Here is a 25,376-nt window from a genome sequence, read left to right as displayed (position 1 = left end):
TTCGTAGGTTGATGCCAGAATATAACTATGCGCGGCGCCGGAATAGTCAGGCAAGGGCTCGAAGCCCTTGCCCGGCCGAATGGGTAGCTTATTCCTGATTTTCGCCACGCTCGCGGGCAATGGCGCGGTAGCCAATGTCCTTGCGATAGAAACAACCTTCCCAATCAATACTGGCCGCCAATTTGTAAGCCTGCTGTTGAGCAGCATCGACGCTGGTGCCCATGGCAGTGGCGCAGAGTACTCGACCGCCGGCCGTCACGACCTGGCCGTCCTTGAGTGCAGTGCCGGCGTGGAAGACTTTGCCTTCCAGTGCCGCCGCTGCATCCAGACCCTGGATGGCCACGCCTTTGGCATAGTCACCAGGATAGCCTCCCGCCGCCAACACGATGCCGACGCTCGGACGTGGATCCCATTGTGCCTCGACCTTGTCCAGTGCCTGTGCCAGGGCCGCTTCGACCAGCAGCACCAGGCTCGACTGCAAGCGCAGCATGACTGGTTGGGTCTCAGGGTCGCCGAAACGGCAGTTGAATTCGATAACTTTTGGGTTACCGGCCTTGTCAATCATCAGGCCGGCGTACAGGAAACCAGTGTAGACGTTACCTTCCTCGGCCATGCCGCGAACCGTCGGCCAGATCACCAGGTCCATGACACGCTTGTGCACTTCGCTGGTGACAACCGGAGCAGGGGAGTAGGCACCCATGCCGCCGGTGTTCGGGCCGGTGTCGCCGTCGCCGACGCGTTTGTGGTCCTGGCTGGTGGCCATTGGCAATACGTTCTTGCCATCGACCATGACGATGAAGCTGGCTTCTTCGCCGTCCAGGAACTCTTCGATCACGACGCGCGAACCGGCATCGCCGAAGGCATTGCCTGCCAGCATGTCGCGCACGGCATCTTCGGCTTCGGTCAGGGTCATGGCGACGATCACGCCTTTACCCGCTGCAAGGCCGTCGGCCTTGATCACGATTGGGGCGCCTTTCTCACGCAGGTAAGCCAGGGCCGGCTCGATCTCGGTGAAGTTCTGGTAGTCGGCGGTCGGGATCTTGTGGCGCGCCAGGAAATCCTTGGTGAACGCTTTCGAGCCTTCCAGCTGAGCAGCGCCAGCGGTCGGGCCGAAACAATCCAGGCCACGGGAGCGGAACAGGTCAACCACACCGGCGACCAGCGGCACTTCCGGGCCGACGATGGTCAGGGAAACGTTTTTCTCGGCGAAGTCTGCCAACTGCTCCAGGGCCAGCACGTCGATAGCGACGTTCTCGCACTTGGCTTCAATGGCAGTGCCGGCATTACCGGGCGCCACGAACACTTTCTGCACGCGCGGATCCTGAGCCACTTTCCAGGCCAGGGCGTGTTCACGGCCACCGCTGCCAATGATCAAAACATTCATTTCAAAAACCTCGGATGACGCTAATTCTTGATAGCACCGCGGGGATGCTTTTATGTGGGAGCGAGCCTGCTCGCGAAGGCGGTGTGTCAGTCACATCAAAGTTTAATGTGCCGCCGTCTTCGCGAGCAGGCTCGCTCCCACAGTTGATCTATGTGTCAGTGACGGAAGTGGCGCATGCCGGTGAATACCATGGCGATGCCGGCTTCGTCAGCCGCAGCAATTACTTCGGCATCACGCATCGAGCCGCCTGGCTGGATCACAGCAGTCACACCCGCCTTGGCCGCATTGTCCAGACCGTCGCGGAACGGGAAGAATGCGTCGGAAGCCATCACCGAACCGGCGACCTGCAGGCCAGCGTGTTCAGCCTTGATCGCAGCAATGCGCGCAGAGTTCACGCGGCTCATCTGGCCGGCGCCGACACCAATGGTCTGACGGTTCTTGGCGTAGACGATGGCGTTGGACTTGACGTACTTGGCGACTTTCCAGGCGAAGATCAGGTCGTTGATCTCTTGCTCGGTCGGTGCACGCTTGGTGACGACTTTCAGGTCTTCGCTACCGATCATGCCGATATCGCGGCTCTGTACCAGCAGGCCGCCATTGACGCGTTTGTAGTCCCAGGCAGCGGCGCGATCCGCCGACCACTCGCCGCAGGCCAGCAGGCGTACGTTGGCTTTGGCCGCCACGATGGCGCGGGCTTCTTCGCTGACGCTTGGGGCAATGATCACTTCGACGAACTGACGGTCGACGATGGCCTTGGCGGTTTCAGCGTCCAGTTCGCGGTTGAAGGCGATGATGCCGCCGAATGCGGATTCGGTATCGGTGGCGTAGGCCAGGTCGTAGGCCTTGCGGATACCGCCTTCGGCATCCGGGCTCACGGCCACGCCGCACGGGTTGGCGTGCTTGACAATCACGCAGGCCGGTTTGACGAAGCTCTTCACGCACTCCAGCGCGGCGTCGGTGTCGGCCACGTTGTTGTACGACAGTTCCTTGCCTTGCAGTTGGGTCGCGGTGGCGATGCCGACTTCGGCAGGCTTGGCTTCCACGTAGAACGCCGCGCTCTGGTGCGGGTTCTCGCCGTAGCGCATTTCCTGGGCCTTGATGAACTGGCTGTTGAAGGTGCGCGGGAATTCGCTGCGACCTTCAGTGCTGAGGGTGTCAGCGGCCTGGTTCACGGTGCCCATGTAGTTGGCGATCATGCCGTCGTAGGCAGCGGTGTGTTCGAATGCCTTGAGCATCAGGTCGAAACGCTGAGCGTAGGTCAGGCCGCCGGCCTTGAGATTTTCCAGGACGTTGGCGTAATCGCCGGCATTGACCACGATGGCCACGTCTTTGTGGTTCTTGGCAGCCGAGCGGACCATGGTCGGGCCACCGATGTCGATGTTCTCGATCGCAGTCGGCAGGTCGCAGCCTGGCTTGTTGATGGTGGCTTCGAACGGGTAGAGGTTGACCGCTACCAAGTCGATCGGCTTGATGCCGTGCTCGTTCATGATGGCGTCGTCGATACCGCGACGACCGAGGATCCCGCCGTGGATTTTCGGGTGCAGGGTTTTCACCCGACCGTCCATCATTTCCGCGAAGCCGGTGTAATCAGCGACTTCCACTGCGGCAACGCCGTTGTCCTGCAGCAGCTTGAATGTTCCGCCGGTGGAGAGGATCTCGACGCCCAGGGCTTCAAGCTCTTTGGCGAATTCGAGGATCCCGGTCTTGTCGGAAACACTGATCAAGGCGCGGCGGATCGGCAGGCGGGTAGTCTGGTCGGTCATCTCAATTTCCATCAAAAGCAAAGGAGTCAGCAAAAAAGGCGACCGGTTTTACGCGGGCGCCTTTCTGGTTTGATTGAATGCTTACAGCAAATCGTACTGTTTGAGTTTCTTGCGCAGCGTGCCCCGGTTCAGTCCGAGCATCTCGCTGGCCTTGGTCTGGTTGCCCTTGACGTAGTTCATCACGCACTCGAGCAGGGGGGCCTCGACTTCGGAGAGCACGAGGTTGTACACATCCGTGACGGCAGCGCCCTCAAGGTGGGCGAAATAATTGTGCAGCGCTTTCTCGACACTCCCGCGAAGGGTCTGGCCTTCTTCGCTTGGGGTATTGAGGTGCTGTTTCAAATTCACGTTGTCGCTCACGGGTGTCGTTCCACTCACTAAAGTCTCGGTCATCATCGTCATGCGGCCACCCCCTCTCCGTCCCCTGTCAGGCTCTTGTAACGTTCGGCGAAGAAGTCCTGAACGTTGGCGCATTGTGCTTCCGTATCTTCCAAACGATTGAAGTGGGCGCGAAACTCCCTGGCGCCCGGCAAGGTTGCGAGATACCAGCCCACATGCTTTCGAGCAATGCGTACGCCCATCACGTCGCCATAGAAGGCGTGCAGCGCAGCCAGATGCTCTAGCAGTATGCGTTCCACTTCGATCAGGTCCAGCGCCGGGAGCTTCTCGCCGGTCCGCAGGAAATGGTCGATCTCACGAAAAATCCATGGCCGCCCTTGGGCAGCCCGGCCAATCAACAGGCCGTCGGCACCGGTCGCGTCGAGCACGTACCGGGCCTTTTCCGGCGAATCGATATCGCCATTGGCGAAGACCGGCATCGACACCGCCTGCTTGATCGCGGCGATGGTGTCGTACTCGGCTTCACCGGTATACAGGTCGGCACGGGTGCGGCCATGGACCGCCAGCGCCGTGATCCCTGCCTGCTCGGCGATCTTCGCCACCGTCAGGCCATTCTTGTTGTCCCGGTCCCAGCCGGTACGGATCTTCAGGGTAACCGGCACATCGACCGCAGCCACGACGGCCTGCAGGATCTCGGTTACCAGCGCTTCATCCTTCAACAGTGCGGAACCGGCCGCCTTGTTACAGACCTTCTTCGCCGGACAGCCCATGTTGATATCGATAATCTGCGCGCCCGATTCGACGTTGGCCCGGGCCGCATCCGCCAGCATCTGCGCGTCACCACCGGCGATCTGTACCGAGCGTGGCTCGGGATCGCCTTCGTGGATCATGCGCATCCGCGATTTGCGGGTGTTCCACAGGCTCATGTCGCTGGTGACCATTTCTGAGACTACTAGCCCCGCGCCCAATCGCTTGCACAGCTGACGAAAGGGTTGGTCGGTGACACCCGCCATGGGGGCGAGAATCAAGCCGTTGTGTAATGTGTATGGACCGATGCGTACCGCCGACATAGGGCTTCCCTGTTGTGGGGCCGGATCATGAGAGTTCGAAAAAGGGTTGGCATGATACCCGCTCTCGATGACTGGATAAAGGCTGAATTGAACAAAATCTGAACAGTTATTCTGTTATTGCCAGCGGTTTGGTCCGGGTGGGCGAAGTCAGAATGCCGTCGTCAATTGGAGATCAGTGAATCGTTTCACTCTGGCGAGTGGAAGCTCAGGCTGTAGTTCACCGCTTTGGCGCCTGGATCGAGGATGTCCAGTGCGATGTGGATCGGCGTTTGCGGAGGCATTTCCACCATGCCCTCGAGGTCGCCGTTGAGGTATTCGCCAGGCTTGAAGCGACGGCTGGCGATCAGATGGCCGTTGAGGTCGGCAAAGCGGAGTTCCAGCAGCGGGAAAGGCTGGGAGAAGGGCGCGCGGTTGTAGATGATCGCATCGACCACCAGTGCACCGCTGAATTCAGGATGGCTGCGAACCACCAGGTTGCTGCTTTTGATTTTTGCGATATCGACCTTCGATGGCACGGTGCAGCCGATTTGCGGACACAGCTGCTGGAACCATGGTCGGTACTGGTCCTGGCGCGCCAATTCATCGAAGTGATAAGCGACATACTGGCCGACAAGTGCGCCAGCACCGAGCAGGATCAGCAGCAGCCAGAAGAACCGGCGACCCCATGGCGAACGGCGCTTTTGCCAGTCCAGTTGCAGTGGGTCATCGGTCAGGTCCTGCAGCACGTCGGCGCGAACCCCTGGCTCGTTGCGTTCGCGGCGTTTGCGAAGTGGCTCGGCAGATGGCAGGTCGCCATCGATTTCATCGGTTGCCGTTACCGACAGGTGTTCGTGATGAAGCGGAGCGTCCAGCGGATCGTGCAGGCGAAGTTGCGGCGGCTGTGATTCGTCGTCCAGGTCTACCGGTTCCAGCGAGAGCGACGGTTCGGTGCGCGCGAGTATGCCTGTCTCGTTTATCGGCTCCGGGGTGTCCGAAGCTTCGAGTGCGTCGAGCGTATCGAGGTCATCAAGGCCTGTGATCGCTTGCGCGCGGTCGGTTGCCGATTCGCTGAACAGGCTGTCGGACGTCCAGGGTTCTTCGTCGTTTTCGGGGCTATCACGACGCGCGCTAAGGGTGTCTTCCCGGTGCCGGCCGAATTCGGTGGTCGGCTGGATTTCCCGCTGTTCGAGCCGGGCGAGTTCCTCGTCGAGGTCGAGACTGTCCAGATCCAGCTCAGCGGCGGTCCATTGTTTTTGGCTGATGGCCCTGGGCTCGGCGGGTGCTGGTGTTCCGGCGACAGTTGGCGCGACCGGCGCGACCGGCTCCTTGCCGGCCTGCTCAAGCAATTGCTTGGCAGCGTTGAACACCTGCAGGCAAGAGCCACAGCGAACGACGCCACGCGCCACGCTCAACTGGGCGTGGCTGACGCGGAAGCTGGTGTGACAATGCGGGCACTGGGTGACGAAGCTGTCGGTCATGCGGCGATCCGGTTTATGCAGATGCTCATTCTAGCGCCGACGGCCGGTAATGCGCACCCAGCCATCGCGATTGGCGATCGGATCCAGATCGAAGTCTTTGGCATAGGCGGCGGCCACTTCTTCACCTTGCTCGGCGAGGATGCCCGACAGCGCCAGGCGACCGCCGGATTTGACCAGGCCTGATAGCTGCGGTGCCAGGGAAACCAGTGGGCCGGCGAGGATGTTGGCCACCAGTACGTCAGCCTGAACCTGCGGCAGATCTTCCGGCAGATAGAGCGGGAACAGCTCTTCGGCAATGTTGTTGCGCCCGGCGTTGTCACGGGAGGCTTCCAGCGCCTGAACGTCGATGTCGGTGCCTACGGCCTCCTTGGCACCCAGCAACAGGGCGGCAATTGCCAGGATCCCCGAGCCGCAGCCAAAGTCCAGCACGTTGCAGTCCTTCAGGTCCTGGCCGTCGAGCCATTCCAGGCACAGTGCGGTGGTCGGGTGGGTACCGGTGCCGAACGCCAGGCCCGGGTCGAGCAGCAGGTTCACGGCGTCAGGCTCGGGGGCGGCGTGCCAGCTCGGCACGATCCACAGGCGCTGACCGAAACGCATCGGCTGGAAGTTGTCCATCCAGCTGCGTTCCCAGTCCTGGTCTTCGATCACTTCGCTATGGTGCTCGGGCAGCGGGCTGCCGGTCAGCAATTCCAGGTGGGCCAGTACGCTGGCGGCTTCGGTGCCACCTTCGAACAGGGCCAGCAAGTGGGTATGCGACCACAGTGGCGTGGTATTGAGTTCCGGTTCGAAGATCGGCTGGTCTTCGGCGTCCATGAAGGTCACCGACACGGCGCCCACTTCAAGGAAAGCGTCTTCGTAGGTTTCGGCTTGTTCTGGGCTGATGGCGAGACGGACTTGCAGCCAAGGCATGGCGGGCACCTTTGAAAAATATTGATTGCAGCCTAGCGGGCTGCGAGAAGCGCGCAAGTTTACGCGAGCGCGGGGCAGAAGACGACAAGGGCGATACATGCGTGCCCATTGTAGGAGCAAAGCTTGCTCGCGATGGCGGAGGCATATTCAGCATGGATGTAACTGATAAACCGCTATCGCGAGCAAGCTTTGCTCCTACAAAGAGCGGAGGGGCAGAAACAACAAAGCCGCCCGAAGGCGGCTTTGTTGTGTGCCAGTCGAAGCTTAGTGCTTCTCGCCAGCCAGCTTGTGCTCGAGGTAGTGAATGTTCACGCCCCCTTTGCAGAAGCCTTCGTCGCGGGTCAGGTCGCGGTGCAGCGGGATGTTGGTCTTGATCCCGTCGACCACGATCTCGTCCAGCGCATTGCGCATGCGCGCCATGGCTTCGTCACGGGTTGCGCCGTAGGTGATCAGCTTGCCGATCAACGAATCGTAGTTCGGTGGAACGGCATAGCCGCTGTACAGGTGCGAGTCGACGCGAACGCCGTTGCCGCCTGGAGCGTGGAAATGCTTGACCGTGCCCGGGCTCGGCATGAAGGTTTTCGGGTCTTCGGCGTTGATCCGGCATTCCAGCGCGTGACCGCGGATGACCACGTCATCCTGGGTGAACGACAGCTTGTTGCCGGCGGCGATGCTGAGCATCTCCTTGACGATGTCGATGCCGGTGACCATTTCCGATACCGGGTGCTCTACCTGGACACGAGTGTTCATCTCGATGAAGTAGAAGCGACCGTTCTCGTACAGGAACTCGAAAGTGCCTGCGCCACGGTAACCGATGTCGATGCACGCCTTGACGCAGCGGGCGAGGACTTCCTCGCGCGCGTTCTCGTCGATGCCCGGTGCCGGCGCTTCTTCGAGAACCTTCTGGTGACGGCGTTGCAACGAGCAGTCTCGGTCGCCCAGATGGATGGCGTGGCCCTGGCCGTCGGAGAGTACCTGGACTTCCACGTGACGCGGGTTGGTCAGGAATTTTTCCAGATAGACCATCGGGTTGCCGAACGCTGCGCCCGCTTCGGAGCGGGTCAGTTTCGCCGAGGAAATCAGGTCTTCTTCCTTGTGCACGACACGCATGCCGCGACCACCGCCGCCGCCAGCGGCTTTGATGATCACCGGGTAACCGACTTCACGGCCGATGCGCAGAGCAGTTTCTTCGTCTTCCGGCAGCGGGCCGTCGGAACCTGGAACGGTGGGTACGCCAGCGGCGATCATCGCGTGCTTGGCCGAAACCTTGTCGCCCATCAGGCGGATGGTTTCAGCTTTCGGGCCGATGAAGGCGAAGCCGGAGTTCTCGACCTGTTCGGCGAAGTCGGCGTTTTCCGCGAGGAAACCGTAGCCTGGGTGAATGGCGGTGGCGCCGGTCACTTCGGCCGCGGCGATGATTGCCGGGATGTGCAGGTAGGAGTGGGCGGCCGATGCCGGACCGATGCAGACGGATTCGTCTGCCAGGCCCAGGTGCATCAGTTCCTTGTCAGCCTTGGAATAAACGGCGACGGTCTTGATGCCCATCTCTTTGCAGGCGCGCAGAATCCGCAGTGCGATCTCACCGCGGTTGGCGATCAGAACTTTTTCCAACTTCGCAGTCATCAAAGGCTCTCCGCGGTTCAAACGATGGTGAACAGCGGTTGGTCGTACTCAACCGGCTGGCCGTCTTCGACGAGGATGGATTCGATCACACCGCTGGTTTCAGCTTCGATGTGGTTCATCATCTTCATGGCTTCAACGATGCACAGGGTGTCGCCTTTCTTCACGGTCTGGCCGACTTCAACGAAGGACGGCGAGGTTGGCGAAGACTTGCGATAGAACGTACCGACCATCGGCGAACGGGCAACAGCGCCGTTCAGTGCTGGTGCGGCTGCGGCAGCAGGGGCGGCAGCGGCAGCCGGAGCGGCGGCAGCAACAGGCGCGGCAGCCGGGGCAGGCATTGGCGCTGGCGCGTAGTACTGCTGAGCCGGGGTCTTACTGTGACGACTGATGCGTACGGACTCTTCGCCTTCCTTGATCTCGAGCTCGTCGATGCCGGACTCTTCCAGCAATTCGATCAGTTTCTTAACTTTACGGATATCCATGAATCATCAACTCCCAGGGGTCGGTCAGGGGGCGGTTAACTTGTTGTTCAAGCTGTTGCCTGTTGTTCAAGCTGCTCTAGCGCGGCCTCCAGGGCCAGTCGATAACCGCTGGCGCCAAGGCCGCAGATCACTCCCACCGCTACGTCGGAGAAGTAAGAGTGATGGCGGAAAGGTTCGCGTTTGTGCACGTTAGACAAATGCACTTCGATGAATGGGATGCTCACCGCCAGCAGCGCGTCACGTAATGCGACACTTGTATGTGTAAAAGCTGCTGGGTTGATCAGAATGAAGTCCACACCTTCGCTGCGAGCAGCGTGGATGCGGTCGATCAATTCGTACTCAGCGTTGCTTTGCAGGTGCAGCAAATGGTGGCCGGCTTCACGGGCACGGCGTTCCAGGTCCTGGTTGATCTGCGCCAGTGTCGTGGCGCCGTAGGTGCCCGGTTCACGGGTGCCGAGCATGTTCAGGTTGGGTCCGTGCAGAACCAGTAGCGTCGCCATCGGCTGTTCCCTTGTTATCAGTGTGCAAGTGTCAGAACCCGGCGACTATGCCGCAAAGCCTTTGTGACTGTCCAGTTCTCTGCAAAAGCCCGCACGATGTCCGATGTTTGCGCGAAATATATGACTGCTTGATTAAATCCGGTCATTTGCCCTGGCGACACGTTCGGCGAAGTCCGTGGCGTCGATCTCGCCGATCACCCGCACATCGACGCGTTCGACGCCGTCCCTGCCGAAAAACATAAGTGCCGGAGGGCCGAACAGCTTGTAGCGATCGAGCAGGGCCCGCTGCTCGGCAGTGCTGGCCGTGATGTCGAAGCGGACCAGTCGATAGCCCTTGAGGCGTTCGACGACGGTGGCGTCGTTGAGTACCTGGTGTTCGATGACTTTGCAGCTGATGCACCAGTCGGCGTACCAGTCGAGCAGCAGTGGGGTGCCGGATTCGCGGGCTTGGGCGAGTGCGCGGTCGAGTTCCGCCGGGGTACTGACGGTTTGCCAGGCGCTGGTGTTAGTGGCTTGCTCGGTAGCGACCACCGTGCGCGACTGGCCGATCGGGTTGAACGGGTCGCTCTGGCCGCTGAATCCGCCGTACCAGCAGGCCAGCGCGTAAAACAGCAGGAACATGCCGAGCAATTGACCCAGGCGCTTTCTCGGCGGTTTATAGACGAACTCCAGCGCGCCCATGAACAAACCGACGCCACCGGCCAGCAAACCGATCAGTAGCAAAGTGATCTGGCCTGGCAGTACCCGACCGAGCAAGCCGATCGCCAGCCCCAACAGCAGCACGCCAATGGCGTTTTTCACGTAGATCAGCCACGGTCCGCTTTTCGGCAGCCAGGCGGCACCGCCTGTTGCCACCAGCAGCAGCGGGGCGCCCATGCCGAGCCCCAGCATGAACAGTTTCAATCCGCCGCCCAAGGCATCACCGCTGGCGCTGATGTACAGCAGCGCGCCGGCCAGTGGCGCCGAAACACAGGGCGAAACCAGGAGGCTGGACACCACGCCCAGCACCGCCGCGCCCCACAACGACCCGCCTTCGGTGCGGCCGGCAATCCGGTCAAGACGACTGCTGATGGCATGCGGCAACTTCAGTTCGAAGACGCCAAACATCGCCAGGGCAAAGACCGCGAAGAACAGCGCAAACGGCACCAGCACCCAGGCCGATTGCAGTCGTGCCTGCAAATTGAGCTGCGCGCCGAACATCCCCATGAGTGCGCCGAGCAGGGCGAAACAGGCGGCCATTGGCAGTACATAGGCCAGAGACAGATTGAAACCGCGCCAGCCACCGACCTGGCCGCGTAACACCACGCCAGAAAGAATCGGCAACATCGGCAGCACACAAGGCGTAAAGGTCAGGCCCAGGCCCGCGAGGAAGAACAGCGCCAGCTCGCGCCAGCCCCAGGCATGGAGGGTGGCGCCATCGCCATTGATGCTCAGACGCTCGGTTTCAGGTGGATAGCACAGGCCTTTATCCGCGCAACCTTGATAGGTCACTGCCAGCGTGAATGCGCGCTGATCGGTACGCGGCAGTTCGACATCGAGAATGCCGTGGTAAACCTCTACATCGCCGAAATACTCATCGTGTTTCTGTTCGCCCATGGGCAGTTGCGCGGTGCCGAGGGCCACGTCGGCAGGGTCGGCGCGGAACTGGAAGCGATGGCGGTAGAGGTAATACCCCTCGGTGGCAACGAAGCGCAGTTTGATCGATAGCGGCGTGCTTTCAACCAGGCTCAATTGAAAGGCTTCGCGCACCGGCAGGAAGTCGGCGCTGTTGTTGATCGAGCCCAGGGTGGCGCTGGGCCGACTGTCCAGCAACCCGGTGGCAGTGGCCGGCAGGGCAAGCACTAGAAGCAGGAGGCAAAGCAAACGGCGCATGACGGTCTCGCGTATCGGAATTGGGGGGATGATAGCGGACGTTGATGGGGTGTGCAGTGCGGGGATTTCGATGGTGAATGTTCCGGCGCCATCGCTGGCAAGCCAGCTCCCACAAATATTGAGGGTGCTTACAAAGTTTGTGAACACCTCGAGCCTGTGGGAGCTGGCTTGCCAGCGATGGCGATAGGTCAGACGCGGAAAGCCTGAACGGCTGTATGCAACCGGCCACCCAATACCAGCAGATTTTCCCCTTGCTCGCGCCCTTCGCCGATGCGCAACAAGTTATCCCCGCCCAATTGGTGAATCCGCTCGCTGTGATCGCGGATCTCGCTGACGGCGCCGCTTTGCTGGGCGGTGACATCGGCGATGCGTACCGCCGTGTCGGAAATGGTCTGGATCGCTCCGACGATTTTATCCAGCGCACCGTCGGCCGCCTGGGCCTGGTTGGCCGTGGCTTCGGCATGCTCGACCTGGGCGCGCATGCCTTCGACCGATTGCCGCGCAGCGGTTTGCAGGCCGGCAATCAATGTCTGGATTTCGGCCGTGGCGCCGGCGGTGCGTTGCGCCAGCGAGCGAACCTCCTCCGCCACCACGGCAAAGCCGCGGCCCATTTCCCCGGCACGTGCCGCTTCAATGGCTGCGTTCAGCGCCAACAGGTTGGTCTGGTCGGCGATCGAACGGATCACCGTCAGCACGCCGCCGATGGTCGCGGACTCTTCGGCCAGATGCTCGATCATCTGCGCATTGCCTTGCACTTCATCCACCAGCGCATGCAGGCCCGTGAGACTCAAGCCGATGACTTTCTGCCCGTGTTCCACCGCCAGTCCGGCATGGCGGCTGGCGTCGGCAGCCTGGCTGGCATCGCCGGCGACTTGCTGGATGGTCGCTTCCAGTTCACCCAGGGAATCGCGGATCAACGCCGTGTCGCCGGCCTGATGTTCAGCACCGCTGTGCAGGTCATTGCTCAGTTCGGCCAGGGTGCGGCTGCTGCCAGCGACCTGCTCGGCGTTGAGGCGGATGGTACCCACCAAGTCCACCAGATAAGCGCGCAAGCGATTGAGCGACGCTTCAATGTCATGCAGTTCGCGGTTGGTCTTGCCCAACTGGATGTCCTGACTGAAGTCGCCCTCGGCCCAGGTCGAGAGCGCGGGTGCGAGGTTGGTCAAAGTGCGGGCCAGGCGCCGTTGCAGGGTGTCGATGAGCAAGGCGATCAGCAGGATCAGGCCGATCATCACCCCTTGCATCAACCGTACTTCACCCTGAATCTGTCCATGCTGGGCACGCACCACCGGCTCCAGACCGGCAATGGCCTGTTGTACATCGGCGATTTTCAGGTGGGTCGCGGTGCTGAGGTCGGCGCGTTTCTGGATCTGGTCACGGGTGCGCGCAAGTTCCGCCGGGTAGCGGCCGAGCAGGCTGTTCAGCTCGCGCTTGTAGCCTACGCCGGCGTCTTCGGTGACGGTTTTTTCGGTGTTCTCCAGGCCCATCATCGCGGCGTAATCATCGGTGTTCGATTCGCTGCTGGCCGCCACGCCCAGCAACGGCAGGGCGTCCAGTAGTCCAGCCTGGGTGCGGATACTGGTGACTTCTCGCTCGACATCGGCGGCCAGTTCGCTGCGACCGCTGCTGACCAGTTTGTCCCGGGCCAGCGACAGTTTGCCCAGATGCTGGGAAGCGGCGAGCAGCGGGGTCAGGTACGCCGCGTTGCCGCTGGCGTACTGGCTGAGTTGATCCAGGCTGGCACCCAGCTCGCGCTCGGCTTGCAGCAGCAGGGCCTGCGGGTCGCCCGCGAGTTTGCCGGCGGCGAGCAAGTCGGTTTTGCTGAACTCGTTCAGGTTTGACAGGCTGGGGCGCAGGGTTTCAGCCAGGGCCGGTGGCAACGCTGCGAGTTCCTTTTGCAGGTTGTCGATGGCCTGGGCGGCGCTGCTCAAACGCAGGGCATCGCCGCTGGCCAGGTAGTCCTCGATGTTGCGCGCCACTTCGTTTTGAAATTGCTGGGACAACCCCAGGTAGCGCTCCATTAATAGATAAGGGCGTTCCAGGGCTTTTTGCGACCACCAGAGTGTGGCGCCAAGGGCCACGCACACGGCGACTAAAAGGAGGGTGTTGAGATTGGTCAGCAGCTTCAGGCGCATCGCGGGACTACCAACGGCAGAATGGTAAGTGCCTGAAGTTATTGCGTTTCTGTTACAGGGTTATGACGGAAGGGCTCGATCGAGATGAAAAAGTGGCACTTTGCTTTTACGTCCGCGCGGCTTGAACACGGTTGCGTCCTGCGCCCTTTGCGCGATAAAGCGCCTCGTCTGCCTGGCTGGCCATCAACAGGCCGTCGGAGTCCTCGCACAGTTCGACCACCCCGGCGCTGAAGGTGCACCACAAATCCTGCGGCTGGGCCGGGTAGTGGATTTCGGCAAAACGCTGGCGGATTTCATCCAGCACCTTCCAGGCCGCTTCGAGATCGGTATCGGGCATGACGATAGCGAATTCTTCGCCGCCATAGCGGCCGATGAAGTCGGTTTTGCGCAACCGCTGTTTGAGGAACAACGCCAGGCTTTTGATCACCCGGTCGCCCATGGGGTGACCGTGGCTGTCGTTGACCCGCTTGAAGTGGTCGATGTCGAGCATGGCAAAGCTCAGCGGCTTGTTTTCGCGACGGGCGCGGAACGAGCAGTCTTCGAGCAATTGCAGAATGTGGGTGTGGTTGTACAAACCCGTGAGGCTGTCGCGGACCATTCGCGCCTTCAGGTTGCGCGCCCGCGCCGCACGGTTACGCACGGTGGTGATCAGGTGCCGGGGCTTGATCGGCTTGGTCAGGAAGTCATCGCCACCCTCGCTCATGGCGTCGAGTTGCTTGTCCAGATCGTCCTCGGCCGACAGGTAAATGATCGGCACGCTGACATAGCGATCGTTGTGGCGGATCACTTTGGCCAGTTCCGTACCGGTGCAGGCCGGCATGTACATGTCGAGGATGATCAGGTCCGGTTGAAAATCCGCCAGCTCGGCCATGGCCTGGATGGGCTCGATCAAGGTCCGGGTCACGATCCCCGCACTGTTAAGCAGGCGCTCGGTGTGCAAGGCCTGGGCGCGGGAGTCATCGATGATCAGCACTTTATAAGGTTCGTACTGGGCAACGCAGGTCAGGACTTCGATTTTCTCCAGCAGGCTCGAGGCTTCAAGGGTGCCGGTAAGGAACTCCTGGCCACCGGCGCGTACGGCGGCCAGGCGGGTGGGGGTGTCGGTTTCGTGCAGGCTGAAGAACAGCAGCGGCAAACGATGGTCGAGGCCTTCCTGGGCTTCGGCGGCCAGCTTCAGGCCTACGCCGGGACCGCTGAAATCCACGTCCATGACAATGGCTGCCGGCAGACGCTCGACCATCGAGGAGCGAAATGCCGGGACGCTGTCCAGGGATTGGGCCGTAAGCCCGAAGAATTCCAGTTGCTTGGCCAGGCGTTCGGCGCGGTCATGATCCTGCAGCATCACGTAGATCGGCTTGCGCAAGGGCGGCAGGAACGTTTGATCGAGCTGGTCGCCATGGCGCAAACCGGTGCGGGACAGGCGCTGCATCAAACGGTTGAGATCGGTGATCAAACCGCTGCTCAGGCGTCCGCGATTGGCGTCGACAGCCTCCAGCGACTGGCCGATATGGCGTGCCAGTTGTGTGTGTTCAGGCTGCTCGAAACGCTCGGCGAACCGCAACAGACGCAAATTGGCTTCGCTCAGCTCCGACAGGTCATTGGTGGACCACTCGCTGCGTTGCAGGCGCTGCCATATCTCAAGAATCTGACGTGCCTGATGAATGACCCGCTGGGCAAAGTGATGCTTGAGGCGCTCTCGGCTGGGATCTTCTGGCTCGGTCATATCCTGACTACTAATTAGGGGGCACGCTGAGGACGAGTGGTGGCTCTATGCTAGCACCTCTTTTCGATTGCATGAGTGTCGTACGTCAATAATCTGCAACGCACAGGCATTCAGTTTGTGACTTGTTGGTCTTTATCTGGCTGATGATTCTTGGTGAGTGCCCGTGAACTCAGGGGTTATAGGCATTTTCAGACGCTGAAGCCCGCTTCTTCCGACGCAATGGCAAGCCGCATCTGTCAGGGGATTCTGATTTTTCGCCGCCCTGATTCGGAGCCTGTTTATGGCTGATAGGGTTCAGGGATTCCCTTAGGACCCTAACCGGCTCATGACTTCATGTTTTAAAAATCATCCAGGCGATCAACAGCGGCTGAACCACAACAGCACCCCCGTCGCTGACTGTGAATGCGAAGAAGAACGGCTCTATGGAGCCATGACCATGGTCACCGAAGTGCCGGTCCTGACCTGCGCATGCCTCTGGCGTACCTACCAGCGCGAAGCTGAAGAAATTGTCGCCCCTGAGGGGGTGTTGATCGCCGATCCGGTGGCGCGAAACCGCGCGATCAATGCCGCATACGCCCGATTGTGGCTACACGACCCGCGTTTCCAGTGGGCCGGGCTGGCGGCGTTTGCGTCCAAGCAGGTCGGTTGCGGATTGCTGCATGCGGCGGACAGTGTCGAGCGCATCCGCGAAGAGCGTGAGGCCAGGCAGCGACTGCGGGACAGCCGAAGTGAGCATGGGTTGTTGACGCCGGACAGGATGTCCGAACAGGCAGAGGTGTTGCGTTCATATAAAGAAGCGGATGCGCGTAATCCTGTGCCCTCTGTGGATTTCCATCCGGCAGGGGAGGACTTGTCGTTGGTGCAACAACAATTCCGGCATGTGCACGACATGATGGCGTTGGGCAATACCACGCTGTTTCTGGATGTTTATCCGCTGCATGAGTTTTATGCGAAGCGTGGGTTGGATGAGTTGAAGAAGTGTCTTGAGGTGCGGAAACGTATTTATGGGCATCCGAAGTTTCCGGTGCTTTGGCCGGTGGGGCGGGAAAAGCTGACATTCGGGCTGGACCACATCGAAATTTTTCGGGCGTTTGAGGCGATTGAAGCCGGGAATGTTGCCGGCAGTGTGGAACATCTGGCGTGGCATGAGCAGCAAAATATTCTTCAGCCCACGATTTATCAGGACCCGCAGTTGGTGACTTTACTGCGTGGCAACCATGTTTCCTATGTGACCGGGTTTCCTTCTGGTGTAGCTCAAGCAATTGAGTTGACGCTTACCAGTCAATGCCAGCGTGTTGATGATGGGCGCACCATTGGTTTTAGTAATAACCCGTTGGCGGACTTATCGGATATCAAGCAGCGAATGCCTTTCGTACTTCGGGCTGCCGCACGCTTTGATCAGATGCTCAACGACACGAACCGCAGTGTGCTTGAGCAGTCGATCACCGAGATCGCATCAGGGGAGGGAACAGGGTGAGTTGGCGGCAAGGTATCGGCCGCTGGCGGTTTGGGTCAGGTTTGCTGCTTCTGATTGTCCTGATATTGGGCACTCATCAGATAGTGGAGTCCCTGTCGCAGGAACCGATAATTGCATTGGAAGTGGGCGGCACCTATGAAACCTTGCGCAAGAATTCTTCAGTCCCCTTCAGCCCGATGGTACGCGGACATGTCTGGATGGGGCTGCCCAAGACGGATGCGCGACTTCGGCTCATCGATCCTCAGTACGAGTTCCTCACGCCAAGAGCGCGCTTTTTCACTGTTGTTTTTGACGACACTGTCGTTAGCAGCATCCGCATGTCCCCACAGCTTGAACCGTTGCTGCTCGATGACGCACTGAAGGTCGCTCTGGATTTGCAAGAGCAGTGGCTCCAGGGCGGATGGAGGGTGGCCGGGAGGACGCGCTATCCACCCTTTGTCGATACACCTGAATGGCGAGCTCGGTTGCGAGACGTGAATAAAGGCGGAACGGTTTACTGGAAGGCTGGCGAAAAATACCAAGTCACGATGTTTATGAACCGTTTCAAATGCGACAAGCGACCCGACGAGGAGCGCTACCTCATCACCCTGTCGATCGGCAAACCGTGGACGCCTTTCGAGGAGGATGGAGATGAAGAAGCTCTAATCGAGTTGGATCAATCCAACCCGGTTACCCCCTTATTCCCAACTAAAACCAAAGGAGCCCCACCATGCCAACCCCCGCGTTCATGACCCTCCACGGCCAACGACAAGGTCTCATCAGCAAAGGCGCCTTCAGCGAGGCGTCAGTGGGCAACATCTACCAACTGGGCCGAGAAGACCAGATCATGGTGCAAGCCCTGAGCCATGGCATTTTTGTACCCAGAGGCTCGGGTGTGGGGCGGCGGATGCACAAGCCCTTGATCATCACCAAGACCATCGACAAGTCGTCGCCGCTGATCAACATTGCCTTGTGTTCCGGGGAGTTGCTCAGCAAGTGCCGCGTCGAGTGGTATCGCACTTCGGCTAAAGGCACACAGGAGCATTTCTATACGATGGAGCTCGAGGACGCCCTGATCATCGGCGCAGAGGTGCTCATGCCCCATTGCCAGGATTCCGTGAGTGCGCACCTTACCCAGCTGGAGAAGGTTCACTTCAGTTATCGGCGCATTTACTGGCGGCATGAAATCAGTCGGACCATGGGCTCCGACGAGTGGAGTGGGGAGCACGAGGCATGAAATTGATCAGGGCGCTGTATCTGTCCGCGAGGGAGCGCCAGCATGCCTGCTCCGGCGAGCAAGCGCTGGAGCATGTCCGCCAGGCTTTGCAAGATCGCCAACCCATCGAAGGTCTGGATGAGTTGCGCGCCGGCCTGCTGTTCGATTCCGCCCACGAGGTGCTGGATCAACTTGAGCGAGGCGAGTGGTGTTTGATCAGGGCTGAGGCCGAATACGGCGACTGGGCGGTGCAGGGGCGGGCCTTCAATCAGAGGGTCATCGAATTGATGAAAAACCCACCGGTGCAGCCCTCTCGAAGGCCGAGGATTTTCCGCCTTGTCGACAGCGTAACGGGCGAGCCCCTGGCGCAGCGGCGTTACATCGCGACCGTGGATGGGCAGGCTGCCGAGCGCAGAACCGATGGCGAGGGTATCGCCCATCTTTTTACATCACCGCAGACAAGGCAGATTTCAATGAAGGTCATCGGCGTTTAGCGCCGGCATGGATGCTTGAGATCACGGGTCACAACCTTTGCTGCGCTTGAGCGGTAATTTGCGCGATAAAGCCAACGGCGGGTGCCGGGCCAAGGCACGTTGTTGTATGGTTATGGTCGAACCGATGAACCCAAGTGATTGAAAGGATATCGCCATGCTGGACTGGAAGAACCGCGCCGGTAGCGCGCCTGAACGTGCCGCTGAACCGAAATCGGCTACCCGCAGTTATCTGGGCGGCTTGTTGTTCAGCCGGGCGCTGGCCACGCTGGTCGGCATCTACCTGCTGGTGACCATTGCCCTGGGCTGGTACTGGAGCGAGGAGCCTGCACTGTTCCCGGTTCAGCAAAACGCGCAAATGGCTGCCGAGAAGGAAGGCAAGCAGATGGTGGTCGGCTACACCACGGTCGAGACCCTCAAGACGGTTGTCGGCACCTTGCTGAACAAGCCGGGCGGCTACATTTCCAACGACCGTTTCCCGCCAGGCCTGTGGATGGATAACACGCCGAGCTGGGAATATGGCGTGCTGGTCCAGGTGCGTGACCTGACCCGCGCCATGCGTAAAGACTTCGCCCGTTCGCAATCGCAGTCTACCGAAGACGCCGACCTGGCCAAGGCCGAGCCGCGTTTCAACTTCGACAACAAAAGCTGGGTGCTGCCATCCAGCGAATCCGAGTACCAGGAAGGCATCAATTCCCTGAGCCGCTATCAGGCGCGCCTGTCTGACCCTAATCAGAAGACGGCGCTGTTTTATGCCCGTGCCGACAACCTGAACAACTGGCTGGGTGATGTAGGCACCCGCTTGGGATCGCTGTCGCAACGGCTGTCCGCCAGCGTGGGTCGGGTCAAGCTCAATACCGCATTGAAGACCGAAGTCGTCGCGCCGGGCCAGGTGCCTCAGGTTGACGAGGAAATCGTCGAAACCCCATGGCTGCAGATCGACAACGTGTTCTACGAAGCCCGTGGCCAGGCCTGGGCCTTGTCGCATTTGCTGCGCGCCATCGAAGTCGACTTCGCCGATGTGCTGGCCAAGAAGAACGCCACGGTCAGCGTGCGCCAGATCATTCGTGAACTGGAAGCCTCGCAGGAGCCGGTGTGGAGTCCGATGATCCTCAATGGCAGCGGCTTTGGTGTGTTGGCCAACCATTCGCTGGTCATGGCCAACTACATTTCCCGGGCCAACGCGGCAGTGATCGATTTGCGTCAACTGCTGAATCAGGGTTGAGCCATGGCCGAGAGTTCCAACGATAACCTGCGCGAGGCTGCCCACCGGGCGGCTTCGGATGCCGAGCAAATTGCCTGGGTCGACGAGCAGGACAACCTGCTGGGCGCCCTGGTCCGCTCCGACCTGCGCGAGCGTGGGCTGATCGGGCGCGGCACCTACATTATGTTGTTCAACTCCGCCGGCGAACTTTGTGTGCACCGGCGTACCCTGAGCAAGGCTATTTATCCGGGTTACTGGGACGTGGCGGCGGGCGGTATGGTGCTCGCCACCGAAACCTATGCCGAATCGGCGGCGCGGGAGCTTGAAGAGGAATTGGGTGTGAGCGGGGTCGAGTTGACCGCCCATGACCACTTTTTCTTCGAAGACACCGGCAATCGGCTCTGGTGTTCGGCATTTTCGGCGGTGTGGGACGGTCCGTTGATCCTCCAGCCGGAAGAGGTACTCGAAGCGCGCTTTTTGTCGATCGACCAAGTGCTGCTGGATATCGAGGAAAAGCCTTATTGCCCGGACTCCTTGGCGGCATTGAAGCGGTATCTTCGGTCCCGACAAACCGACGTCGCAAAAGAGCTATAAATTGGCGCCGATTGGCTCTTAGCAATCGGCGTTTTTGCCGTTACACTGCGCGACCTTTTCAAACTGAACCGGTATGGCTGTTCTTGTAGGAGCGAGCTTGCTCGCGATGGACGTTAACGATAACGCGGGCATCCAGAATGAACGCGTCGCCCTTGAGTTCATCGCGAGCAAGCTCGCTCCTACAATGAAATGAATGTTGTATCGATTCAGTAGCGCTGCCCCTGCCTGAGTGGGGCTTCGCGGTCGATGGCACCTGCCCCAGGTTGCCGCGACCAGTCTTTGTCCTCCCAAGAGGATTGCCGGTGGCCAAAAAAGCCGCATCCTTCGCCGCCCTTGGTGGCCTGGTATTTTCCACCGACGCAGGTCGTCATTGCCCGGAATGCAGTAAACCGGTGGACGCCTGCATCTGCAAACAAACCGTTATCCCGGCCGGCGACGGCATCGCTCGCGTGCGTCGCGAAAGCAAGGGTCGTGGCGGCAAGACGGTGACCACCATCACCGGCGTGCCATTGCCCGAGGACGCGCTCAAGGAACTGGCGACCACGTTGAAGAAACGTTGTGGCACCGGTGGGGCGTTGAAAGACGGCGTCATTGAAATCCAGGGCGATCATGTCGAGCTACTCTTGGCTGAGTTGATCAAACACGGTTTCAAGGCGAAGAAGTCCGGCGGCTAGCAGCCTCTGTGAAAACCACCTGCGGCTTGATCCAGCCCTGATAACCTTCAGGCCTGGCGTCGTCACCATGGTTTTCACAGAGCCTGTTCATGACCGGTTTCTAAACTCGTTGCGGTTGGCGGGGTCTACCCCCTCGTTGACGAACCGTCATTTTCATTCTTTAGACTGCGCCGGCCTGAATCCAGGCGACGCACCATGACTTCTTTATAGGGGACTTCGATGTCCGTACGACGCACACGCAAAGACGATGGCAGCCAATGGACAGTTGCGGACAGCCGCAGTGTTTACGGGATTCGCCATTGGGGGGCCGGGTATTTCGCGATCAATGACGCCGGTCGCGTCGAAGTTCGTCCGAACGGCCCGAGCAGTTCGCCCATCGACCTGTTCGAGCAGGTTGACCAGTTGCGCAAGAGCGGCCTGTCGTTGCCGTTGCTGGTGCGCTTCCCGGATATCCTGCAAGACCGCGTGCGTCAGTTGACCGGCGCGTTCGACGCCAACATCGAGCGCCTGGAATACCAGAGCAAGTACACCGCGCTGTACCCGATCAAGGTTAACCAGCAGGAAGCGGTGATCGAGAACATTATCGCGACCCAGAACGTGTCCATCGGCCTGGAAGCCGGCTCCAAGCCTGAGCTGCTGGCGGTGCTGGCACTGGCGCCGAAGGGCGGTACCATCGTCTGCAACGGTTACAAGGACCGTGAGTTCATCCGCCTGGCGCTGATGGGCCAGAAACTCGGCCACAACGTGTTCATCGTGATCGAGAAAGAATCCGAAGTCGGGCTGGTGATCGAAGAGGCCGCCTCGCTCAAGGTCAAGCCGCAGGTCGGCCTGCGCGTGCGCCTGTCGTCCCTGGCATCGAGCAAGTGGGCGGACACCGGTGGCGAGAAATCCAAGTTCGGTCTGTCGGCGGCGCAACTGCTGTCGGTAGTCGAGCGTTTCCGCGCCGCGGGCCTGGATCAGGGCATCCGCCTGCTGCACTTCCACATGGGCTCGCAGATCGCCAACCTGGCGGACTACCAGCATGGTTTCAAGGAAGCGATTCGCTACTACGGCGAACTGCGCAACCTCGGCCTGCCGGTGGACCACATCGACGTCGGCGGCGGTTTGGGCGTGGACTACGACGGCACGCACTCGCGTAACGCCAGTTCGATCAACTACGACATGGATGATTACGCCGGTGTCGTGGTCGGGATGCTCAAGGAATTCTGCGACGCGCAGAGCCTGCCGCACCCGAACATCTTCTCCGAAAGCGGCCGTTCCCTGACCGCCCACCATGCCATGCTGGTGGTGCAGGTGACCGACGTCGAGAAACACAACGACGACGTGCCGCAGATCGAGAACAAGGAAGCATTGCCGGAAACCGTGCAGTGGCTGGTTGACCTGTTGGGGCCGACCGATATCGAGATGGTCACCGAAACCTACTGGCGCGCCACGCACTACATGAGCGATGTCGCTTCCCAGTACGCCGATGGCAAGTTGACCCTGGCCGAAAAAGCCCTGGCCGAGCAATGCTATTTCGCCGTGTGCCGTCGCCTGCACAACTCGTTGAAAGCGCGTCAGCGTTCCCACCGTCAGGTGCTCGACGAACTCAACGACAAGCTGGCCGACAAGTACATCTGCAACTTCTCGGTGTTCCAGAGCCTGCCGGACACCTGGGCCATCGACCAGGTACTGCCGATCATCCCGCTGCATCGCCTTGACGAAGAGCCGCTGCGCCGTGCGGTGCTGCAAGACCTGACCTGCGACTCCGACGGCAAGATCAATCAGTACGTCGACGAGCAGAGCATCGAAACCAGCCTGCCAGTACACGCATTGAATGAGGGTGAAGACTACCTGCTGGGCGTGTTCCTGGTCGGTGCCTATCAGGAAATCCTCGGCGACATGCACAACCTGTTCGGTGACACCGACTCGGTGAACATCTACCAGAACGCCGATGGCAGCGTGTACCACGCGGGTATCGAAACCCACGACACCATCGAAGACATGCTGCGTTATGTGCACTTGTCGCCGGAAGAGCTGATGACCCACTACCGCGACAAATGCGCCAGTGCCCGAATCAGTGCCACCGAGCGCACCCAGTTCCTCGACGCCTTGCGTCTGGGCCTGACCCGATCGTCTTACCTGTCTTCTTGACGTAAGCCTCGCTCTCATCAGGTTGTCTGAAAATGTTCCGCTAGCTGCGGAAATTTCAGATGACCTGGTGCGACGACTCTCTTTTTCAAAGCGAAACAACCTACGTCTTCGGCTTTTCAAGTCATTGGTCTTCTTTTCGCGTAGGTCATTTCCTAAGTTGTAATTCGCCTCTCTACTCGGCCATTTCTCTCGGCGAAAATCCACGGCCGCCCCTCCTGTAGAGAATCGCCGATGTTCGATCCAGTCAACGAGCCCGAATTTCGTCTGGACGTAGCAGGTCTGTCCGACACCTTCGAGGTCCTGGCCTTTACCGGTAGTGAAGCCATCAGCGAACCATTCGTGTTTGACGTGGATCTGCTGATCGATGACCCCGCACTCGACCTCGCCAGCCTGCTGTACCGCCCGGCTTCCCTGCATTTCGGGCCAGCGGGAAGCAGCATCCATGGACAATTGCATGAACTGGTGCAGCGCGACCATGGCTCGACGGTCAGGCTTTGTCACGTGCGTCTGGGGCCGAAAATGGCATGCCTTGCCCAGCGCTTCAGCCAGCGCATCTTCAGCGCCCGCTCGGTGCCTCAAATCATCGACCAGGTGCTCAGGGAGCACGGAATTGTCGGCCAGGACCGGCGCTTCGAACTCGACGGTAACTATCCGCTGCGGGATTTCTGCACGCAGTACCGCGAATCGGACCTGCAGTTTCTTCAGCGCCTGTGTGCCCAGGAGCGGCTGCATTACCACTTTGAACACCGGGCACAGGGGCATTGCGTGGTATTTGCCAATGGGCAGGGGCATTTTCGTGTGGGCGAAACGGCGGTTTTCAGCCGTGACGGCGAACAACCGGCGGTGCGCCGTTTCGAAGTGCAACGGTGCGTCGACAGTGTGCAGGACAGTGCTCAATGTCATACGGATCTGGCGACGTTACGCAGTGGTCAACTGATGCCGTTGGCCGACCATCCGGTGGCCGACTGGAATCAGCTGTGGTTGCTGACCCATGTCGAGCATCAAGGCGGCCAGGACCCGCTCATCCCTTACAGCAATAAGGCGCGCGCAATACTCTGGCCCGCGCCGTTCGAGCCTCGTCATTGTGCGGTCAAACCCAGGATGCACAGCCTGCAACGGGCGTGGGTGGTGAGTGTCGATGAGCCCCGACCGGATCCTTCGCGGCCGGTGGCCGTGCAGTTTGACTGGTCGTATCAGGGCGAGGGAGCGACGCCCGGTCACTGCTGGCTGCCGTTGGCGCCGCAGCTGCAAGCGGCAAGCGACGCGTCGTTGGGCGAAGGTGTGGAAGTGGTGGTGAGCTTCATCGAAGGCGATCCGGACCTGCCGTTGATTACCGGGATTCTTTATTTGCCAGCGCCTGTTGAAGAGGGCGATACGGCGGACGTGGCGTGTACCGATCAATGCCTGCCTGAAGGGCTGCAGGACTGGTTGCGCTCAGGTGAGCCCTTGATGTTGTTGTGTCTGTTGCCCGGTGGCGGCAGCTTCAATCATTGCGCGCAGGCGCTGTGCACCTGCCGTGCGGCCGTGCGGCTTGGCCAGAGCGGTGCGGCATGATCGCCGTGCACCCGGCCGAAGTGATCCCGCAATGGTTGTTGCTGGATGTACCGCGTACACCCCAGGCGAGAGCGATGCTCAAACACGGTTTTGCCCAGGCCCGGTGCTTGCCGCTGTTCGAAGGCACCGAATGGCATGTATTGCGCGAGCAAGGCCCGACGCTGATCGACCTGCGGACCTGCCCGCTGCTGGCCGAAGCGTGCCAGCGCGATGCTCAGCTCTGGCCTGGCCTGTTGCTGTTCAGCGAGGCGTCGTCAGCGACATTGCTGGCGCACTTGCGGCGTATGCTCACGGTCAGTTTCGGGCTGCACCACCGTGCCTTGCTGAGTTATTACAACCCGCACACCGCGAGCTACTTTTTCGATGCCTGCGATGCCGGGGAGCTGAGTCGCTGGTTGGGGCCGATCAGCCAGTTGCGCTGGTTTGGCGGCACTTGGGCCGACCGGGCGATCGGCAGCCAGGGCTGGCAGCAACTGATCAATCCCGGGCTTGCCGTCGGCCCCCTGGCCGTCGAAGAAGACCTCACGCCCCGCCAGCGGGAAAGACTGCAAACCTGCCTGATGGAACAGCACGTCTGGCACTGGAGCCGGACCACCGCGACGGATTACGCCCGCCTGTGGGCTCATTTGCAGGAGGGGTTGGCGCTGGGCTTCAATGAACGGCCGGTGCTGGATGGCTGGTTGTGGTTGCGCCTGCAGCACCCCGACGCTGTGCCTGTGCCGCCATTGTCGGGGAGGACCCAGCAGGAGCGGCTCGACTGCCTTCGCAACCGCTGGCAGAACAATCAACCTTGAACT

At 60.3% G+C, this 25,376-nt stretch carries 22 protein-coding genes; 10 read left to right on the top strand and 12 right to left on the bottom strand.

Annotation, left to right across the window (positions count from 1 at the left end; all coding sequences use genetic code 11):
- Nucleotides 1–88: 88 nt before the first annotated feature.
- The 12 genes from purD to gcbA form a co-directional block, all read right to left on the bottom strand.
- Complete coding sequence (purD, locus tag GPL81_RS25650) at nucleotides 89–1,384, bottom strand: phosphoribosylamine--glycine ligase (protein ID WP_160108983.1); 1,296 nt, start codon at nucleotides 1,382–1,384, stop codon at nucleotides 89–91.
- A 155-nt stretch (nucleotides 1,385–1,539) separates the two neighbouring features.
- Nucleotides 1,540–3,147, bottom strand: coding sequence for a bifunctional phosphoribosylaminoimidazolecarboxamide formyltransferase/IMP cyclohydrolase (gene purH, locus GPL81_RS25645; protein WP_096513616.1), 1,608 nt, complete (start codon nucleotides 3,145–3,147; stop codon nucleotides 1,540–1,542).
- An 81-nt stretch (nucleotides 3,148–3,228) separates the two neighbouring features.
- Nucleotides 3,229–3,549 carry a DNA-binding transcriptional regulator Fis gene (fis, locus tag GPL81_RS25640; RefSeq protein ID WP_015093301.1) on the bottom strand — a complete coding sequence of 107 codons (321 nt, stop codon included), beginning with the start codon at nucleotides 3,547–3,549 and terminating at the stop codon, nucleotides 3,229–3,231.
- The gene (dusB, locus tag GPL81_RS25635) at nucleotides 3,546–4,556 is read right to left on the bottom strand and encodes a tRNA dihydrouridine synthase DusB (RefSeq protein ID WP_096513615.1); all 1,011 of its coding nucleotides are present in this window, start codon (nucleotides 4,554–4,556) and stop codon (nucleotides 3,546–3,548) included. The genes fis and dusB overlap by 4 nt, the downstream gene beginning before the upstream one ends.
- Nucleotides 4,557–4,741: 185 nt before the next feature.
- Entirely contained in the window at nucleotides 4,742–6,013 is a 1,272-nt protein-coding gene (locus GPL81_RS25630) for a DUF3426 domain-containing protein (RefSeq protein ID WP_160108982.1), read from the bottom strand.
- A gap of 30 nt (nucleotides 6,014–6,043) precedes the next feature.
- On the bottom strand, nucleotides 6,044–6,922 hold the full coding sequence (gene prmA, locus GPL81_RS25625; protein WP_160108981.1) for a 50S ribosomal protein L11 methyltransferase: 879 nt from the start codon (nucleotides 6,920–6,922) through the stop codon (nucleotides 6,044–6,046).
- A 264-nt stretch (nucleotides 6,923–7,186) separates the two neighbouring features.
- Entirely contained in the window at nucleotides 7,187–8,545 is a 1,359-nt protein-coding gene (gene accC, locus GPL81_RS25620; RefSeq protein ID WP_096513612.1) for an acetyl-CoA carboxylase biotin carboxylase subunit, read from the bottom strand.
- A 17-nt stretch (nucleotides 8,546–8,562) separates the two neighbouring features.
- Nucleotides 8,563–9,027 (bottom strand): acetyl-CoA carboxylase biotin carboxyl carrier protein, encoded by a 465-nt coding sequence (gene accB / locus GPL81_RS25615; protein ID WP_096513611.1) that lies wholly within the window; start codon nucleotides 9,025–9,027, stop codon nucleotides 8,563–8,565.
- 47 nt (nucleotides 9,028–9,074) lie between these two features.
- Complete coding sequence (gene aroQ / locus GPL81_RS25610) at nucleotides 9,075–9,527, bottom strand: type II 3-dehydroquinate dehydratase (protein WP_096513610.1); 453 nt, start codon at nucleotides 9,525–9,527, stop codon at nucleotides 9,075–9,077.
- Nucleotides 9,528–9,659: 132 nt separating this feature from the next.
- On the bottom strand, nucleotides 9,660–11,399 hold the full coding sequence (locus tag GPL81_RS25605; protein ID WP_160108980.1) for a protein-disulfide reductase DsbD: 1,740 nt from the start codon (nucleotides 11,397–11,399) through the stop codon (nucleotides 9,660–9,662).
- Nucleotides 11,400–11,587: 188 nt separating this feature from the next.
- A complete protein-coding gene (locus GPL81_RS32055; RefSeq protein ID WP_425502619.1) occupies nucleotides 11,588–12,631 on the bottom strand; it encodes a methyl-accepting chemotaxis protein in 1,044 nt (347 codons plus the stop codon).
- A 1,009-nt stretch (nucleotides 12,632–13,640) separates the two neighbouring features.
- The gene (gene gcbA / locus GPL81_RS25595; RefSeq protein ID WP_096513607.1) at nucleotides 13,641–15,257 is read right to left on the bottom strand and encodes a diguanylate cyclase GcbA; all 1,617 of its coding nucleotides are present in this window, start codon (nucleotides 15,255–15,257) and stop codon (nucleotides 13,641–13,643) included.
- Nucleotides 15,258–15,582: 325 nt separating this feature from the next.
- Between gcbA and GPL81_RS25590 the strand changes: the two genes are divergently transcribed.
- The 10 genes from GPL81_RS25590 (at nucleotide 15,583) to GPL81_RS25545 (ending at nucleotide 25,373) form a co-directional block, all read left to right on the top strand.
- Nucleotides 15,583–16,734, top strand: a complete 1,152-nt coding sequence (locus GPL81_RS25590; RefSeq protein WP_160108978.1) for a DUF2515 family protein — start codon at nucleotides 15,583–15,585, stop codon at nucleotides 16,732–16,734.
- Nucleotides 16,731–17,465 (top strand): hypothetical protein, encoded by a 735-nt coding sequence (locus GPL81_RS25585; RefSeq protein WP_246218984.1) that lies wholly within the window; start codon nucleotides 16,731–16,733, stop codon nucleotides 17,463–17,465. The genes GPL81_RS25590 and GPL81_RS25585 overlap by 4 nt, the downstream gene beginning before the upstream one ends.
- On the top strand, nucleotides 17,444–17,950 hold the full coding sequence (locus GPL81_RS25580) for an Hcp family type VI secretion system effector (RefSeq protein WP_160108977.1): 507 nt from the start codon (nucleotides 17,444–17,446) through the stop codon (nucleotides 17,948–17,950). The genes GPL81_RS25585 and GPL81_RS25580 overlap by 22 nt, the downstream gene beginning before the upstream one ends.
- Nucleotides 17,947–18,423 carry a hypothetical protein gene (locus tag GPL81_RS25575; RefSeq protein ID WP_160108976.1) on the top strand — a complete coding sequence of 159 codons (477 nt, stop codon included), beginning with the start codon at nucleotides 17,947–17,949 and terminating at the stop codon, nucleotides 18,421–18,423. Before GPL81_RS25580 ends, GPL81_RS25575 begins: the two co-directional genes overlap by 4 nt.
- 154 nt (nucleotides 18,424–18,577) lie before the next feature.
- The gene (locus GPL81_RS25570; protein ID WP_160108975.1) at nucleotides 18,578–19,645 is read left to right on the top strand and encodes a DUF2333 family protein; all 1,068 of its coding nucleotides are present in this window, start codon (nucleotides 18,578–18,580) and stop codon (nucleotides 19,643–19,645) included.
- A gap of 3 nt (nucleotides 19,646–19,648) precedes the next feature.
- Nucleotides 19,649–20,218, top strand: a complete 570-nt coding sequence (locus GPL81_RS25565; RefSeq protein ID WP_160108974.1) for an NUDIX hydrolase — start codon at nucleotides 19,649–19,651, stop codon at nucleotides 20,216–20,218.
- Nucleotides 20,219–20,520: 302 nt separating this feature from the next.
- Nucleotides 20,521–20,892, top strand: coding sequence for a translation initiation factor Sui1 (locus tag GPL81_RS25560; RefSeq protein ID WP_096513600.1), 372 nt, complete (start codon nucleotides 20,521–20,523; stop codon nucleotides 20,890–20,892).
- 219 nt (nucleotides 20,893–21,111) lie between these two features.
- Nucleotides 21,112–23,025 carry an arginine decarboxylase gene (speA, locus tag GPL81_RS25555; protein ID WP_160108973.1) on the top strand — a complete coding sequence of 638 codons (1,914 nt, stop codon included), beginning with the start codon at nucleotides 21,112–21,114 and terminating at the stop codon, nucleotides 23,023–23,025.
- Between the two features lie 231 nt (nucleotides 23,026–23,256).
- Nucleotides 23,257–24,579: a type VI secretion system Vgr family protein gene (locus GPL81_RS25550; protein WP_160108972.1), complete on the top strand. Its 1,323-nt coding sequence runs from the start codon at nucleotides 23,257–23,259 to the stop codon at nucleotides 24,577–24,579.
- Nucleotides 24,576–25,373, top strand: coding sequence for a DUF4123 domain-containing protein (locus tag GPL81_RS25545; RefSeq protein ID WP_160108971.1), 798 nt, complete (start codon nucleotides 24,576–24,578; stop codon nucleotides 25,371–25,373). Before GPL81_RS25550 ends, GPL81_RS25545 begins: the two co-directional genes overlap by 4 nt.
- Nucleotides 25,374–25,376: the final 3 nt, after the last annotated feature.

It is taken from the genome of Pseudomonas izuensis, from assembly GCF_009861505.1.
Classification (GTDB): Bacteria; Pseudomonadota; Gammaproteobacteria; order Pseudomonadales; family Pseudomonadaceae; genus Aquipseudomonas; species Aquipseudomonas izuensis.
Note: the sequence above shows the minus strand (reverse complement) of the source record. Positions and strands in the feature narration are given on the sequence as shown.

Bases quoted from the DNA above. Each gene is read 5' to 3' on its own strand.
- purD (WP_160108983.1), bottom strand. From the start codon at position 1,384: ATGAATGTTTTGATCATTGGCAGCGGTGGCCGTGAACACGCCCTGGCC.
- purH (WP_096513616.1), bottom strand. From the start codon at position 3,147: ATGACCGACCAGACTACCCGCCTGCCGATCCGCCGCGCCTTGATCAGT.
- fis (WP_015093301.1), bottom strand. From the start codon at position 3,549: ATGACGATGATGACCGAGACTTTAGTGAGTGGAACGACACCCGTGAGC.
- dusB (WP_096513615.1), bottom strand. From the start codon at position 4,556: ATGTCGGCGGTACGCATCGGTCCATACACATTACACAACGGCTTGATT.
- GPL81_RS25630 (WP_160108982.1), bottom strand. From the start codon at position 6,013: ATGACCGACAGCTTCGTCACCCAGTGCCCGCATTGTCACACCAGCTTC.
- prmA (WP_160108981.1), bottom strand. From the start codon at position 6,922: ATGCCTTGGCTGCAAGTCCGTCTCGCCATCAGCCCAGAACAAGCCGAA.
- accC (WP_096513612.1), bottom strand. From the start codon at position 8,545: ATGACTGCGAAGTTGGAAAAAGTTCTGATCGCCAACCGCGGTGAGATC.
- accB (WP_096513611.1), bottom strand. From the start codon at position 9,027: ATGGATATCCGTAAAGTTAAGAAACTGATCGAATTGCTGGAAGAGTCC.
- aroQ (WP_096513610.1), bottom strand. From the start codon at position 9,527: ATGGCGACGCTACTGGTTCTGCACGGACCCAACCTGAACATGCTCGGC.
- GPL81_RS25605 (WP_160108980.1), bottom strand. From the start codon at position 11,399: ATGCGCCGTTTGCTTTGCCTCCTGCTTCTAGTGCTTGCCCTGCCGGCC.
- GPL81_RS32055 (WP_425502619.1), bottom strand. From the start codon at position 12,631: ATGATCGGCCTGATCCTGCTGATCGCCTTGCTCATCGACACCCTGCAA.
- gcbA (WP_096513607.1), bottom strand. From the start codon at position 15,257: ATGACCGAGCCAGAAGATCCCAGCCGAGAGCGCCTCAAGCATCACTTT.
- GPL81_RS25590 (WP_160108978.1), top strand. From the start codon at position 15,583: ATGACTTCATGTTTTAAAAATCATCCAGGCGATCAACAGCGGCTGAAC.
- GPL81_RS25580 (WP_160108977.1), top strand. From the start codon at position 17,444: ATGCCAACCCCCGCGTTCATGACCCTCCACGGCCAACGACAAGGTCTC.
- GPL81_RS25575 (WP_160108976.1), top strand. From the start codon at position 17,947: ATGAAATTGATCAGGGCGCTGTATCTGTCCGCGAGGGAGCGCCAGCAT.
- GPL81_RS25570 (WP_160108975.1), top strand. From the start codon at position 18,578: ATGCTGGACTGGAAGAACCGCGCCGGTAGCGCGCCTGAACGTGCCGCT.
- GPL81_RS25565 (WP_160108974.1), top strand. From the start codon at position 19,649: ATGGCCGAGAGTTCCAACGATAACCTGCGCGAGGCTGCCCACCGGGCG.
- speA (WP_160108973.1), top strand. From the start codon at position 21,112: ATGTCCGTACGACGCACACGCAAAGACGATGGCAGCCAATGGACAGTT.
- GPL81_RS25550 (WP_160108972.1), top strand. From the start codon at position 23,257: ATGTTCGATCCAGTCAACGAGCCCGAATTTCGTCTGGACGTAGCAGGT.
- GPL81_RS25545 (WP_160108971.1), top strand. From the start codon at position 24,576: ATGATCGCCGTGCACCCGGCCGAAGTGATCCCGCAATGGTTGTTGCTG.